Annotated in this window: 12 protein-coding genes; 1 reads left to right on the top strand and 11 read right to left on the bottom strand. The window is 63.6% G+C overall.

The features are described 5' to 3' along the window. Positions 1–155: 155 nt before the first annotated feature. The 11 genes from AC1DPX_RS02310 to puuE form a co-directional block, all read right to left on the bottom strand. Complete coding sequence (locus AC1DPX_RS02310; RefSeq protein ID WP_477234311.1) at positions 156–995, bottom strand: alkaline phosphatase family protein; 840 nt, start codon at positions 993–995, stop codon at positions 156–158. 115 nt (positions 996–1110) lie between these two features. After that, complete coding sequence (locus tag AC1DPX_RS02305; RefSeq protein WP_477234309.1) at positions 1111–2700, bottom strand: ABC transporter substrate-binding protein; 1590 nt, start codon at positions 2698–2700, stop codon at positions 1111–1113. Positions 2701–2805: 105 nt separating this feature from the next. Further along, positions 2806–4461 carry an ABC transporter ATP-binding protein gene (locus AC1DPX_RS02300; RefSeq protein ID WP_477234308.1) on the bottom strand — a complete coding sequence of 552 codons (1656 nt, stop codon included), beginning with the start codon at positions 4459–4461 and terminating at the stop codon, positions 2806–2808. Then, positions 4461–5285, bottom strand: coding sequence for an ABC transporter permease (locus AC1DPX_RS02295; RefSeq protein WP_140766288.1), 825 nt, complete (start codon positions 5283–5285; stop codon positions 4461–4463). Before AC1DPX_RS02295 ends, AC1DPX_RS02300 begins: the two co-directional genes overlap by 1 nt. Before the next feature lie 10 nt (positions 5286–5295). Next, positions 5296–6255: an ABC transporter permease gene (locus AC1DPX_RS02290; protein ID WP_115141269.1), complete on the bottom strand. Its 960-nt coding sequence runs from the start codon at positions 6253–6255 to the stop codon at positions 5296–5298. Positions 6256–6271: 16 nt separating this feature from the next. Beyond that, positions 6272–7858 carry an ABC transporter substrate-binding protein gene (locus AC1DPX_RS02285; protein WP_202356639.1) on the bottom strand — a complete coding sequence of 529 codons (1587 nt, stop codon included), beginning with the start codon at positions 7856–7858 and terminating at the stop codon, positions 6272–6274. 154 nt (positions 7859–8012) lie between these two features. Then, positions 8013–9998, bottom strand: a complete 1986-nt coding sequence (locus tag AC1DPX_RS02280) for a CocE/NonD family hydrolase (protein WP_477234306.1) — start codon at positions 9996–9998, stop codon at positions 8013–8015. A gap of 96 nt (positions 9999–10094) precedes the next feature. Next, entirely contained in the window at positions 10095–10688 is a 594-nt protein-coding gene (locus tag AC1DPX_RS02275; RefSeq protein ID WP_202356637.1) for a nucleoside deaminase, read from the bottom strand. A gap of 14 nt (positions 10689–10702) precedes the next feature. Further along, positions 10703–11194 (bottom strand): ureidoglycolate lyase, encoded by a 492-nt coding sequence (locus AC1DPX_RS02270; RefSeq protein ID WP_477234304.1) that lies wholly within the window; start codon positions 11192–11194, stop codon positions 10703–10705. Next, entirely contained in the window at positions 11191–12054 is an 864-nt protein-coding gene (locus tag AC1DPX_RS02265; RefSeq protein WP_477234302.1) for a bifunctional allantoicase/(S)-ureidoglycine aminohydrolase, read from the bottom strand. The genes AC1DPX_RS02270 and AC1DPX_RS02265 overlap by 4 nt, the downstream gene beginning before the upstream one ends. A 10-nt stretch (positions 12055–12064) precedes the next feature. Next, positions 12065–13483 (bottom strand): allantoinase PuuE, encoded by a 1419-nt coding sequence (gene puuE / locus AC1DPX_RS02260; protein WP_477234300.1) that lies wholly within the window; start codon positions 13481–13483, stop codon positions 12065–12067. A 202-nt stretch (positions 13484–13685) separates the two neighbouring features. Between puuE and uraH the strand changes: the two genes are divergently transcribed. Next, positions 13686–14060, top strand: coding sequence for a hydroxyisourate hydrolase (gene uraH / locus AC1DPX_RS02255; RefSeq protein WP_477234299.1), 375 nt, complete (start codon positions 13686–13688; stop codon positions 14058–14060).

The following is a 14060-nucleotide window of genomic DNA, read 5'->3' as shown; positions in this document are numbered from 1 at the left end:
ACCCGGCCCTTCGCAGGCTCCCAGCCCTTCGGGCGTTCAGCCCCTTAAAAAGGTCCACTGGACCTTTTGATCCGCCCGAAGGCGGACCGGGTCTTCACCGTTCGAAGCTCGAAAAGCCAAGCAATTGGCTTTTCGTTCGCTGCGCGAACCGCTTCTCACCCCAAGAAAGACTTCGCCTTCATCGTCGCCGGCACCGGCACGCCCAGCCGGCTCAGCACCGTCGGCGCCAGCTGCAGTTGGTCGAGCAGCGTGTCGGCTTCGGGCCCTTTCGCGGGGCCGAAATAATACAGCGCGAAATCCTGCATCTCGTCGTCGTGGCCGCCATGGTGGCCGCGATCGGTCTGGCCGTGGTCGGCGGTGACCATGACCTCGTAGCCGGCTTCGATCCAGCCCGGCAGGAAGGCTGCCAGCATGCCGTCCATCGCGTAGACGGCATGGTCCATCTCGTGGCAGTCGTGGCCGAAGCGGTGGCCCATCGAATCCAGCGTGCAGGTGTGCAGAATGCCGTAGTCGATGCGGTGGCGCTTCGTCAGCATGGTCAGCGTCGCGAACAAATCGACGTCGCTCGGCGTCATCTGGTTGCGCGCGTTGTAGCCGGTCATGGTGTGAAAGCGGCCATGCGTGATCGGCCCGCCGGGCTCGTCATACTCCATGTCCTCGACCAGATCGAACGGGTAGGAGCGGAAGAATTCCGACCAGTAGGAGTGGGTCACGGCGCCGGTCTTGCCGCCGGCCTTGCTGATTTCGGAGAAGATGTCGGGCTGCGCGACGCGAAAGCGGTTCTCGTTGGACAGGATGCCATGCACCTGCGGCGACACGCCGGTGTGGATCGAGGCATAGCAGCAGGCCGAGGTCGACGGCAGCACCGAGCGCATCTTCCAGACCCGCGCCTCGCCCGACTGCACCCAGCCTTCGAGATTGCCCATCAGCCGGCGCCAGTTGCGATAGGGCACGCCGTCGAGGATGATCAGCAGAAGCTTGGATTTGAGCGCCATGGGCTGCTCCATAGGGTTTGGCAGTTGAAGCGGGAACGCCGCGTGCCGTTTCGGGCACACGGCGTTCTTACATGTAAATCAGACGGGGCACGCGTATCAGGCAGGCAGGATCCGGCTAAGCGTTGAGCCAGCACTCGGCCAGCGCGTAGCCATCCATCATCTCGCCGATCGGGCTCTTGGCAAAGCCGCTGATCTTGTTGGTGGCGGCGGCATCGATGAACTGGTTGAAGAACGGCACGATCAGGCCGCCTTCGTCGCGCATCAGCACCGCCATGTCGTGGTAGATCGCCTTGCGCTTGGCCTGGTCGAGCTCGCCGCGGGCGGCAAGCAGCATCTTGTCGAATTCCGGCCGCTTGAAGCGCGTGTCGTTCCAGTCGGCGGTCGAGACGTAGCCGGTGGAATACATCTGGTCCTGCGTGGCGCGACCGCCCCAGTAGGAGAGCGAGAAGGGCTGCTTGTTCCAGACTTCCGACCAGTAGCCGTCGCCGGGCTCGCGCTTGATCTCGATCTTGATGCCGGCCTTCGCGCAGGACTGCTGATAGAGCTGGGCGGCGTCGACGGCGCCGGGGAAGGCGACGTCGGAAGTGCGCAGCAGGATCGGACCGCTGTGGCCCGACTTCTTGTAGAGAGCCGCCGCCTTCTCCGGGTCGAACTTGCGCTGTTCGATGTCGGCCGAAAACAGCGGGTAGGCTTCGTTGATCGGGAAGTCGTTGCCGACCGAACCATAGCCGCGCAGGATCTTCGTCAGCATCTCCTCGCGGTCCATCGCGAGTTTCAGCGCCGTGCGCAGGTCGTTGTTGTCGAAGGGCGCGGTGTCGCAGAACATGTTGAACGGGTAGTAGCCCTTGCCCGACACGTTCTCGATGCTGACGCCGGGGATGCGCTTGACCAGGTCGACGACCTTGGGCTCGACGCGGTTGATCATGTGCACTTGGCCGCCCTGCAGCGCGGCCAGCCGCGCGGTGGCGTCATTGATGACGACGATCTCGATCTGGTCGGCATGGCCCATCTTGTCGCCTTGCCAGTAATTGGCGAAGCGCTCGCCGCCATGGCGCACGCCCGGCTGGTTGACGGTGACCTTGTAGGGACCGGCGCTGATGCCGGCATTGGGGTTGTCCTTGCCGCCATTGGGCTGGATGACGAGGTGATAGTCGGCCATCAGATAGGGGAAGTCGGCGTCGGCATCGCCGAGCGTGACGATGACTTCCTTGCCGCTTGCCTTGACGCCCTTGATGTTCTTGAGGATGCCGAGCGCGCCGGATTTGGACTTTTCGTCGGCATGGCGCTCGATGGTGGCGGCGATGTCTTCGGCGGCAACGGTCTTGCCATTGTGGAATTCGATGCCGTCGCGCACCTTGATCGTCCAGGTCTTGGCATCCTTGGAGGCGCCGATCTCCTGCGCGATCATATTGGTCAGGCTGTTGTCGGGCATCAGCCGAACGAGATATTCGCCCCACTGCTTGCCGAAGCTGAAGGTGACCTGGCTGAGGTTCAGCGCGGGGTCGAGGCTGTTGGTCGACTCGCCGCCCTGCAGGCCGGCCTTGAGGATGCCGCCCTTGACCGGCGTCTGTGCGAAGGCTTTCCCGGCCAGCGTCGTTGCCAGCGCCGCCGACACACCCAGCGCCGCCGTGCGGCCAAGGAAGTCGCGGCGCGATATCCGGCCTTGGCCGGCGAGCTCAGCGAGATGGTCGAGTTCCGTCTTCATGTCCTACCCCTTGTTGAAAACAACGTCACGGGCAGCGCCCGTCCGCAAGGACGTGTGGCGCTTTCGTGTTGTATCTGGATGACGACAGCCCCGACCAGCGGATCGCTAGTTCCCCGCACTGGCCATGCGCCGCCCCTTGATCGCCTTTTCCAGCCAGCCGATTTCCATCTCCGGAACCGACGACAGGAGAAGGTCGGTATAGGCGTCGAAGGGCGGTGTCAGAACCTTGCTCTTCGAGCCGTAGCGGACCACTTCGCCGCGATACATCACCGCGATCGAATCGGCGATCGACTTCACCGTCGCCAGGTCGTGGGTGATGAAGAGATAGGCGACCTTTTCATGCTCCTGCAGATGCAGCAGCAGCTTGAGGATGCCGTTGGCCACCAGCGGGTCGAGCGCCGAGGTCACCTCATCGCAGATGATCAGCTTCGGCTTGGCGGCGAGCGAGCGGGCAATGCAGACGCGCTGCTTCTGGCCGCCTGAAAGCTCGGCCGGATAGCGGTCGACAAAGCCCTTGCCCATTTCGATCTCGTCGAGCAGTTCGGCGACGCGCTTGTCACGCTCCCTGCCGCGCATGCCGAAATAGAATTCCAGTGGCCGGCCGATGATGGTGCCGACGGTCTGGCGCGGGTTCATCGCCACGTCGGCCATCTGGTAGATCATCTGCAACTGGCGCAGATCCTCCTTTGGCCGGTCGGCAAGCCGGTTGGCAAGCGGGCGCCCATCGAAGGTGACGGTGCCTTGCTCGGGCGGCAAAAGGCCGGTGATGGCGCGCGCCAGCGTCGACTTGCCGGAGCCGGATTCGCCCACCACGGCCAGCGTCTGGCCGGGGTAGATGTCGACCGAGACGTTCTTCAGCACCTTGACCTGGCCGCCGCCATAGGCGGCGGTGACATTCTTCACCGACAGGAACGGCGTGACGCCGGGCTTCTGCTCGGAGTGCTCGATCTCATGCACCGATACCAGCGCGTTGGTGTATTCCTGGCGCGGCTCCTTGATGATCTGCCTCGTGCCGCCCCATTCGACCAGACGCCCGTGGCGGAGCACCATGATCTCGTCCGAGACCTGGGCGACGACGGCAAGGTCGTGGGTAATGTAGAGCGCCGCCACATGGGTGTCTCGGATGGCGTCCTTGATCGCCGCCAGAACGTCGATCTGCGTCGTCACGTCGAGCGCCGTCGTCGGCTCGTCGAAGACGATCAGGTCGGGTTCGGAGCACAGCGCCATCGCCGTCATCACGCGCTGCAACTGGCCGCCAGAAACCTGGTGGGGAAAGCGTTCGCCGATGGTTTCCGGGTTCGGCAGGCTGAGCTTCTTGAACAGCGCGACGGCGCGCTTTTCGGCTTCGGCGCGTGTCGCTTTGCCATGCAGCAGCGTGGCTTCCACCACCTGGTCCATCAGCCGGTGCGCCGGGTTGAAGGCAGCCGCCGCCGATTGCGCGACGTAGCAGACCTCGCGGCCGCGCAGCTTGCGGAAACCTTCCTTGCCGCCCTTCAGGATGTCGCGGCCGTTGAGGATCACCTCACCGCCGGTGATGCGCACGCCGCCGCGGCCATAGCCCATCGAGGACAGGCCGATGGTCGACTTGCCGGCACCGGATTCGCCGATCAGCCCAAGCACCTTGCCTTTTTCCAGCGTCAGCGAGACATCGTGCACCAACACGATGTTCTTCGGCGCCTCGCCGGGCGGGTAGACCGTGGCCTCGATGCGCAGATTTCGGATATCGAGCAGCACGCCGGGCTTCGCTTTGCTGTCGGCCATCACCCGCGTCCTCCCTTCAGGCTTGTCGTGCGGTTGAGAATCCAGTCGGCGACAAGGTTGACCGAGATGGCGAGCGCCGCGATCGCTGCCGCAGGAATGAGTGCCGCGGCGATGCCGAAGACGATGCCGTCCTTGTTCTCCTTGACCATGCCGCCCCAGTCGGCGTCCGGTGGCTGCACGCCAAGGCCGAGGAAGGACAGCGTCGACAGGAATAGCACCGCATAGATGAAGCGCAGGCCGAGTTCCGAAACCAGCGGCGACAGCGCATTGGGCAGGATCTCGCGGAAGATGATCCAGGCGCTGCCTTCGCCGCGCAGCTTGGCGGCCTCGACGTAGTCCATGACGTTGATGTCGACGGCTACCGCTCGTGACAGGCGATAGACGCGGGTCGAGTCGAGAATGCCCATGACCAGGATCAGCGTCACCAGGTTTGTCGGCAGCACGGAAAGCACGACCAGGCCCATGATCAGTGTCGGGATCGACATCAGGAGGTCGACGAGGCGTGACAGGATCGTGTCGAACCAGCCGCCGAACACCGCCGCCGAGAAACCGAGTATGGCGCCGAGCGAGAAGGACAGCGCCGTGGCCAGCACGGCGATGAACAAGGTGATGCGCGCGCCGTAGATCATGCGAGACAAGAGATCACGGCCGAGATTGTCGGTGCCCAGCCAATGCGCCGCCGACATCGGTTCCCAGACGTCGCCGACGATCTCGGCATTGTCGTGCGGCGAGATCCACGGGGCGAAGATCGCCGCCAGCACGAACAGCGCCGTCAGCACCAGTCCGATCAGCGCGGGGATGGGGATGCGTTTTATATCGAGCATGCCCGCCCCCTCACTTTGGATGTCTGAGACGCGGATTGGCGACGATCGCCGCAATGTCCGCGATGATGTTGAGGCTGATGTAGACGGCGGCGAAGATCAGGCCGACCGCCTGCACCACCGGCACGTCGCGCTTGGTGACGTGATCGACCAGATACTGTCCCATGCCGGGATAGACGAAGATCACCTCGACCACGACGACGCCGACGATGAGATAGGCGAGGTTAAGCATGACGACGTTGATGATCGGCGCGATGGCGTTCGGGAAGGCGTGCTTGCGGATGACCGCGAAGGCCGAAAGCCCTTTGAGCTCCGCCGTCTCGACATAGGCCGACTGCATGACGTTGAGGATCGCCGCGCGGGTCATGCGCATCATGTGGGCGAGCACCACCAGCGTCAGCGCCGTTGCCGGCAGCGCGATGGCCTGCATCCGCTCGCCGAAAGGCATGCCGTCATAGACGGTCGAGATGGCGGGGAAGATCTGCCATTTCACCGCGAAGAAATAGACCAGGAGGTAGCCGATGAAGAATTCCGGAAAGGAGGTCGAGGCAAGCGCCAGCCCGGAGATCAGCTTGTCGACCCAGCCGTTGCGATAGCGCACCGCAATCAGGCCGAGGATGATCGCCAGCGGCACGGCCACGACCGCCGCCCAGAAGGCGAGGAACAGCGTGTTCCACAGCCGGCCCTTGATCGAGGTGGCGATGTCCTGGCCGCTCGACATGGCCGTGCCGAGGTCGCCGGTCAGCACGCCGCCCAGCCAGTGGAAATATCTGACATAGGCCGGGTCGTTCAGCCCGAGTTGCTCGCGCAGATTGGCGAGCGACTCCGGCGTCGCCGATTGTCCCAGAATGGCTTGCGCGACGTCGCCGGGCAGGATTTGCGTGCCGGCGAAGATCAGGACCGAAATGGCCAGCAAAAGGAGGATGCCCAGCGCGATGCGCTGGGCAATTAGCTTCAGGATGGGTGAGGACATCTCCGCAAAGCCGGACTCAGGCCTGCAGCCAGCACTTCGCCAGGGCGTAACCGTTCATCAGTTCCTGGTGCGGATCGTCCACCCAGCCATCGACCTTGGCGCCGGTGGCGTCGATGAACTGGTTGAACATCGGCAGGATCAGGCCGCCTTCGTCGCGCACCAGCACCGCCATGTCGTGGTACATCTGCTTGCGCTTGGCATCGTCGAGCTCGGCGCGCGCCGCCAGCACCATCTTGTCGAAGTCCGGGCGCTTGAAGCGCGTGTCGTTCCAGTCCGCGGTCGACAGATAGGCCGTCGAGTACATCTGGTCCTGCGTCGAGCGTCCGCCCCAGTAGGAAGCGCAGAAGGGCTGCTTGTTCCAGACCTCGTTCCAGTAACCGTCGCCGGGCTCGCGCTTGAGCTCGATCTTGATGCCGGCCTTGGCGGCGCTCTGCTGGAAGAGCTGCGAGGCATCGACTGCGCCCGGGAAGGCGACGTCCGAGGTCCGCAGCAGCACGGTGCCGTCATGGCCTGACTTCTTGTAGTGGAACTTGGCCTTGTCGGGATCGTACTTGCGCTGCTCGATCTCGGTGAACAGCGGATAGGACGCGTTGATCGGGAAGTCGTTGCCGAGCGAGCCGTAGCCGCGCAGCACCTTGGTCAGCATCTCCTCGCGGTCGATCGCGAGCTTCAGCGCCATGCGCAGGTCGTTGTTGTCGAACGGCGCCGTATTGCAATGCATGATGAAAACATAGTGGCCCGGTCCCGCATGGTTGCGGATGGTCACACCCGGCACGCGCTTGATCAGGTCGACGATCTTCGGCTCGACGCGGTTGATCATGTTGACCTGGCCGCCCTGCAGGGCGGCGGTGCGTGCCGTCGCATCGTTGATGACGACGATCTCGATCTGGTCGGCATGGCCCATCTTGTCGCCTTGCCAGTAGTTGGCGAAGCGCTCGCCGCCATGACGCACGCCGGGCTCGTTGGTCTTGACCACATAAGGGCCGGCCGAAATGCCGGCATCGGCCTTGTCCTTGCCGCCATTGGGCTGAACGATCAGGTGATAGTCGCTGAGCAAATAGGGAAGGTCGGCATTGGCCTCCTTCAGCGTCAGCACCACTTCCTTACCGCTGGCCTTGATGGTCTCGATGCCCTTCATGTAGCCGAGAGCGCCTGATTTCGACTTCTCGTCGGAATGGCGTTCGAGCGTGGCGGCGACGTCCTCGGCGGTCACGGTCTTGCCGTTGTGGAACTCGACGCCGTCGCGGATCTTCAGCGTCCAGACCTTGGCGTCCTTGGATGAGCCGATGTCTTCGGCGATGCGGTTCTCGAGCTTGCCCTCGGGCGAAAGCTCGACGATCATTTCACCCCAGCACTTGCCGAAGGCGAACGGCACCTGCGTCATGAACAGGGCGGGATCTAGACTGTTGGTGGATTCGCCGCCGACCAGGCCGGCTTTCAGCGTGCCACCCTTGACCGGGCCTGCCGCACGCGCTGCGCTTGAAAGCAGGGAGTTGGCGAAGGGTGCCGCGATGCCGAGCGCTGCCGCCCGGCCGAGAAAATCGCGACGGCTCAGCTTGCCCGCTGCAACATGCCGGCTAAGGAATTCGAGTTCATTCGACATTTTCAGTTCCTCACTCTGGTGGTTCGACTCTGCGGTCGATTTTCTTTGTTAATTCTCCCTGAATAATGAGGGTAAGCCAATGCCGTAAGCAAGACCGAATGCGACATGCCGTGGCGTAAATCGTACGTCGCATTTGGACCAAAGGGGTCGGCGCTCAAACAAGCGCGCGTGGAATTTTCTCCTCGAAATTGCGCTCGAAGACGATTTTCTCACCCTCATAGGCCTCGATTCTGGCGCTGACGATGAAGTTTTGTGCGTCCGACCGCATCTCGGCCCATGTCTCGGTTCGCACAGACCATCCATTTCGCGACAGTGTCTGCGTCCAGTGCGTTTTCCCCGAGGCTGACGATGGATTGTCAGGATGGATCGTCCAGGTCTCGCGGGCGATGCTGCCATTGACGAGGCCATGGTCGAGATCGCGCACCGCGCCGAAATCGTCCGCTATGGAAAGCGTGACGATTCCGGTCTTTTCGTCGCGATCGACATGGCGCTCGGAATTGGCGGCACGGATTGTTTCGGTCGCCCAGGGCGCAGCGCCTTCCGGCTCGGCGAACGTCGCTTCGTTGCCTGTCGCAAGCGGCCGCAACGGCAGAGCCAGTCTCGCCGCCGACAAGGTCAGCTGCACCGGCTCCGGCGAGGGCCAAATGGCAGGCCAGTAGGCGTTCGACATGGCAATGCGTAGGCGGTGGCCGGCCGGCACGCGATAGGCGCATTGATCGAGCACGACGCGCGCCGAGACCGTCTCGCCCGGCACCAGGGCCTGAGGGAATTCATGCGAATCGCGGTGCGTCAAATTGAGCACCCCATAGGAGATCAGCTCCGAGGCGCCGTCGGGATGCACGTCGCAGAGCCTGACCGCGATGTTGGCCTGCGGGCGGTCGGAGGCGAGCGTGACCTCGACTTCCGGCGCGCCGACAATGTCGATGGCCTCGGTCAGTTCCGGCTGGTCGAAACACACCGACAGCGCATCGTCGGGGCGCTGATCACCAGGCAATTCCGGGCCGAAGGTGAACGGAAAATACTCGCCGCCGGCGAGGCCGCAGGTCTGTGGCGAGGCGACGATGGCCGGCTTGCTCCCCTTGGCCAGCAGTTCGATCGTCTGGGCCTGGATCGCGGGCGACGGCCATTCTTTCTCCGCCACCCAGCGGCCGGGCCGCTCTGGATGCCAACGCGCCGGGCGCACGCTGTCCATCACATAGGCGCGGTAGGCGGGATCGTCCTCGACGCCGGTCTCGGCGTCCTTCAGCCAGCGGTCCCACCAGCGCAGCGCCTCCTGCAGGAAGCCGATGGCCGGCTGAGGCCCGGCATAATGCGGGTATTTGTGGATCCAGGGCCCGACAATGCCTTTGACCGGCGCCTCGATGTTGCTGACGAGGTTGGAGATCGTGTTGCGGTAGCCGTCATGCCAGCCGCCGATCGACAGAACAGCCGCCTTGACGGCCGAAAAATCCTCGCAGATCGAACCGCGCTTCCAATAGGCGTCGCGGTGCTGGTGGCTGAGCCACAGCGGCAAAAGGAAAGGCTGGTTCTCCAGCCGCGTCAGCCACAGATCGCGCCATCTGTTGTCGCCGGCGATCAGCGGGTCCGGCGGCCGCGACGAATAGGAGAGCATCGTCGACGCCCAGCCGAAATTCTCGATCAGCAGGCAGCCGCCCTTGTAGTGGATGTCGTCGGCATAGCGGTCGACGGTCGAACACAGGCTGATCACTGCCTTCAGCGCCGGCGGCTGCTTGGCCGCCACCTGCAGACAGTTGAAGCCGCCCCAGGAAATGCCCATCATGCCGACATTGCCGTTGCACCAGGGCTGAGCCGCCGCCCAGGCAATGACATCGCAGGCATCCTGCAATTCCTGCTCGGAATATTCGTCGTCCATCAGCCCTTCGGAATCGCCATTGCCGCGCATGTCGACGCGGATCGATGCGTAGCCGTGGCCGGCGAAATAGGGATGCGTCAGCTGGTCGCGAAAAATGGTGCCGTCGCGCTTGCGGTAGGGCAGGTGCTCGAGGATGACTGGCACCGGATCATCGCCGGCATCCGCCGGCATCCACACCCGCGCCGACAGCCGGCAGCCATCCGGCATGACGATGCCCATATCGGGGAATTCGACGACCTTGCGGGGAAATTCGGTGATGGTTTTCATGGGTGCGCATAACGCCCCGCGGCGAGCCAACTTTCAACCGCCATTCGCGACTGGAGCAGCGAATTATGCGACCTGTGCCGCTACCTGTTCACACGCTCAATTCAGCGGAATGTCGTTTTCGCTCTTGCTCGCCTGATAGGTGCTGGATAGCTCGTCGTAACACGCCGAGATCTTGCCGATGCGCGCCTCAAGCCGCTGGCGCTCCGCCTCGGGCAGTGTCCGCACCAGCCTGCGGATGGAAAAACTCTTCCAATAGGCGTTCTCGGCATTGTAGCCGCCGGGGTCGAGGGTGAAGACCTCTTTCAGGATCTTCAGGTCGTGCGGGATGGCAAAACTGTCGCGCGAATCCTCGTGGCTGAAGAGGTAGTAGAAATTGTCGAAGCCGGTCCAGGTGATCGCCGACAGGCAGAGCGAGCAGGGCTCATGCGTGGCGACGAACAGGGCATCCTTGGTGTCGACGCGCTCGGCTTTCGGCATCTCGTAGAACCGCTTCAGGCAATGCACCTCGCCATGCCAGAGCGGGTTTTCGATCTCGTTGTTGGTCTCGGCCAGCACCAGCGAGCGGTCGTCCTTGCGCAGGATCGCGGCGCCGAACAGCTTGTTGCCATGGGTAACGCCCTCGGCCGTCTTCGGCACGATGTCGTGCTCGATGACGTCGAGCAGGCGGTCGATCAGGGAAACGTCGGTCATGGGAATCAAAGCTTTCAGGGGAGATGGATCTCGTAGGCGTGCGAGAAATGGAACTCTTCGAGGTTGGAGCCGTCGCCGCCACGGTCGACGATCAGGAAGTCCTGGGGCTCGCCAAGCGGCGTCAGCACGCCATGCCAGAGATTGCGCGAATAATTGATGCCTTGTCCGGGCGCGGTGATGAAGGCGTGCGGCTCGCCCGGCCCCTCCTTACCGTCATGGCAGACGACGACCAGGAACGGACGCGGCGACAGCGGGATGAAGGCCTGGCTGCCGAACGGATGCCGCTCGACCATGGTCAGTTTCAGCGGCAGTTCGTAAGGCGTGCCGCGCACCATCGAGATCAGCACGCGCGCGTTCGGTCCCGCCGCCTCGGCGGTAGCAAGGTCATGGTAGCGCTCGGCCTTGCCGCCATTGATCGGGTAGTGGTTGTCGCCGCCCATGTCGATGACATCGCCGAAGGGGGCGAAAGCCTCGCGGGTCAGCGGCTGTGCTGTGATCCGGGTCACCGCGCGCGACCGCCGATATCAGCCCCGCCGAGCTTGGCGTGCCGGTTGACGTCCTTGTAGAGCAGATAGCGGAATTTGCCCGGGCCGCCGGCATAGCAGGCCTGCGGGCAGAAGGCGCGCAGCCACATATAGTCACCGGCCTCGACCTCGACCCAGTCCTGGTTCAGCCGATAGACCGCCTTGCCTTCCAGCACATAGAGCCCGTGCTCCATGACATGCGTCTCGGCGAACGGAATGACGGCGCCCGGCTCGAGCGTGACGATGGTCATGTGCATGTCGTGGCGCAAATCGGCCGGATCGACGAAGCGTGTCGTCGCCCAGCGGCCCTCGGTGCCCGGCATCGGCGTCGGCGCGATATCCTGTTCGTTGGTGAAGAAGGCTTCCGGCACGTCGAGGCCGTCGACCACTTCGTAAGCCTTGCGAATCCAGTGGAAACGAACAGCAGCCTTGGCCTCGTTGCGAACGGTCCAGCCGCTCGCCGGCGGCAGGAAGGCAAAGCCGCCGGGCCTTAAGCTATGCTTCTTGCCGCCGAGCAGAACGGTCAGTTCGCCCTCGACCACGAACAGGGCGCCTTCGGCGCCGGCATCGGGTTCCGGCCGGTCGCTGCCGCCGCCGGGCTCGACCTCGACAATGTATTGCGAAAACGTCTCGGCAAAACCGGACAGCGGCCGCGACAGGATCCAGACGCGGGTCTTGTCCCAGAACGGCAAGGCGCTGGTGACGATGTCGCGCATCACGCCTTTGGGGATGACGGCGTAGGCCTCGGTAAAGACGGCGCGGCCGGTCAGAAGCTCGCTCTGGCCGGGATGGCCGCCATGCGGTGCGTAGTAGGTGCGCTCTGGCATCCTGATCGTATCCATGGGTTCAAACCTATTGCGGTAGCATGTCTCTGAGGCGGAGCAGCGCGATACGCTCGACCTGTTTGCAGGCGGTCTCGAATTCGACGCCGCGGCTGTTGCCGATGCGCGCCTCGAATTCCGCCAGGATTTGCTCCTTGGTCTTGCCCTTCACAGCGATGATGAAGGGGAAGCCGAAGGTGGTGACGTAGGCGGCATTGAGCTTGGAGAACAGCTCGCGCTCCTTGTCGGTCAGCGCGTCGAGGCCGGCGGAGGCCTGTTCCCGGGTCGATTCCGCCGTCAGCCGCCTGGCCTTGGCCAGCTTCCCGGCAAGATCGGGATGGGCGTTGAGCACGCCCAGCCGCTCGGTTTCGCTGGCGGAACGGAAGATGCGGCAGAGCGCATTGTGCAGGCCGCCAGCCGTATCGTGAGCCGGGCCGAGCTCCAGCTCGTAGGCACGCTCGGCGATCCAGGGCGAATGCTCGAACACGCCGCCGAATGTGTGAACGAAGGTTTCGAATTCCATCTTCGAGGGGCGCAGCGCCGCCGGCTTGTAGGGATGGTTCTCCTGCCAGTGCCTCGCGATGTCGATGCGCCGCGCCAGCCAGACCTTGTCGTGCGATCTGACATAGTCGACGAAGCGCTTCAGCGCCGCCACCCGGCCTGGCCGGCCGACGAGGCGGCAATGAAGGCCGATATTCATCATGCGCGGCCGCCCGGCCTGGCCCTCGGCGTAGAGCGTGTCGAAACTGTCCTTGAGATAGGCGAAGAACTGGTCGCCCGAGTTGAAGCCCTGCGGCGTGGCGAAGCGCATGTCGTTGGCATCGAGCGTATAGGGGATGATGAGTTGGGTGCCGCCGGCATGCTCGTACCAGTACGGCAATTCATCGTCATAAGTGTCGGAAACGTAGTCGAAGCCGCCTTCTTCGGCCACCAGCCGCACCGTGTTGACCGATGTGCGGCCCGTATACCAGCCGGTCGGGCGCTGGCCGGTCACCTCGTAATGCAGCTTGATCGCCGCTTCGAGGTCGCTGCGCTCATCCTCGGCGCTATGGTCGCGGTAGTCGATCCACCGCAGCCCGTGCGAGGCGATCTCCCAGCCGGCGTCCTGCATGGCCGTGACCTGGTCGGGCGAGCGGGCGAGTGCCGTGGCGACGCCGTAGCAGGTCACCGGGACCTGCGATTCGCTGAACAGGCGCAGCAGCCGCCAGAAGCCGGCCCGCGCGCCATATTCGTAGATCGATTCCATGTTCCAATGGCGCTGTCCCACCCACGGTGCGGCGCCGACGATTTCCGACAGGAAGGCTTCCGAGGCCTTGTCGCCGTGCAGCACGCAGTTCTCGCCGCCCTCTTCGTAATTGACGACGAACTGCACGGCGACATGCGCCCCGCCGGGCCATTTCGGATCCGGTGGATTGGCTCCGTAGCCGCGCATGTCTCTGATGTAACGCATTGCCCCTCCTGCCGGACGCTGCCGGAAGTTGTGATCAGGATAGTCGAAAGGGTTGCCGCCGCATTCCCTTGAAATTTTTGAAAGTGTTTTTGTGCCGCTCCGCTCGACCGGGACTTATGCATCGCCTTTAATTGGCGCACAATTCATTGCTTTGATCTGATGTATCGGGCCAGTTCGTTCATATTGGAAATGGGAGGCGCCAGTGGCAGAAACGTCGAAAGCCGATGGCGGACGTCTGACGACGCATGTCCTCGACACAGCGACCGGCAAGCCGGCGGCTGGGCTGTCGATCGCGCTCTACCGTCTCGACGGTTCGGCCAGGACGCTTCTGAAGACGGTTGCAACCAATGCCGATGGCCGCTGCGACGCGCCGTTGCTGGCCGGCGGGGAATTTCGCGCCGGCGAATACGAATTGGTGTTCGCGGCCGGCGACTATCTGCGTGGCCGGGGCACAAAACTGCCCGAGCCGGCGTTCCTTGACAGCGTGCCGATCCGCTTCGGCATGGCGGAAGCGGTGCACTATCATGTGCCATTGCTGATCTCGCCATATGGCTATTCGACCTACAGGGGGAGCTGA

The organism is Mesorhizobium sp. 01N446 (assembly GCF_056399285.1).
The sequence above is the reverse complement of the archived record's forward strand: the minus strand, read 5'-3'. Positions and strand labels throughout refer to the sequence as shown.

What these genes read in the sequence shown, in the direction of transcription:
- puuE (WP_477234300.1), bottom strand. Translation starts at nt 13,483, where the DNA reads ATGCGTTACATCAGAGACATGCGCGGCTACGGAGCCAATCCACCGGAT.
- AC1DPX_RS02305 (WP_477234309.1), bottom strand. Translation starts at nt 2,700, where the DNA reads ATGAAGACGGAACTCGACCATCTCGCTGAGCTCGCCGGCCAAGGCCGG.
- AC1DPX_RS02295 (WP_140766288.1), bottom strand. Translation starts at nt 5,285, where the DNA reads ATGCTCGATATAAAACGCATCCCCATCCCCGCGCTGATCGGACTGGTG.
- AC1DPX_RS02285 (WP_202356639.1), bottom strand. Translation starts at nt 7,858, where the DNA reads ATGTCGAATGAACTCGAATTCCTTAGCCGGCATGTTGCAGCGGGCAAG.
- AC1DPX_RS02275 (WP_202356637.1), bottom strand. Translation starts at nt 10,688, where the DNA reads ATGACCGACGTTTCCCTGATCGACCGCCTGCTCGACGTCATCGAGCAC.
- AC1DPX_RS02290 (WP_115141269.1), bottom strand. Translation starts at nt 6,255, where the DNA reads ATGTCCTCACCCATCCTGAAGCTAATTGCCCAGCGCATCGCGCTGGGC.
- AC1DPX_RS02280 (WP_477234306.1), bottom strand. Translation starts at nt 9,998, where the DNA reads ATGAAAACCATCACCGAATTTCCCCGCAAGGTCGTCGAATTCCCCGAT.
- AC1DPX_RS02300 (WP_477234308.1), bottom strand. Translation starts at nt 4,461, where the DNA reads ATGGCCGACAGCAAAGCGAAGCCCGGCGTGCTGCTCGATATCCGAAAT.
- AC1DPX_RS02310 (WP_477234311.1), bottom strand. Translation starts at nt 995, where the DNA reads ATGGCGCTCAAATCCAAGCTTCTGCTGATCATCCTCGACGGCGTGCCC.
- AC1DPX_RS02265 (WP_477234302.1), bottom strand. Translation starts at nt 12,054, where the DNA reads ATGGATACGATCAGGATGCCAGAGCGCACCTACTACGCACCGCATGGC.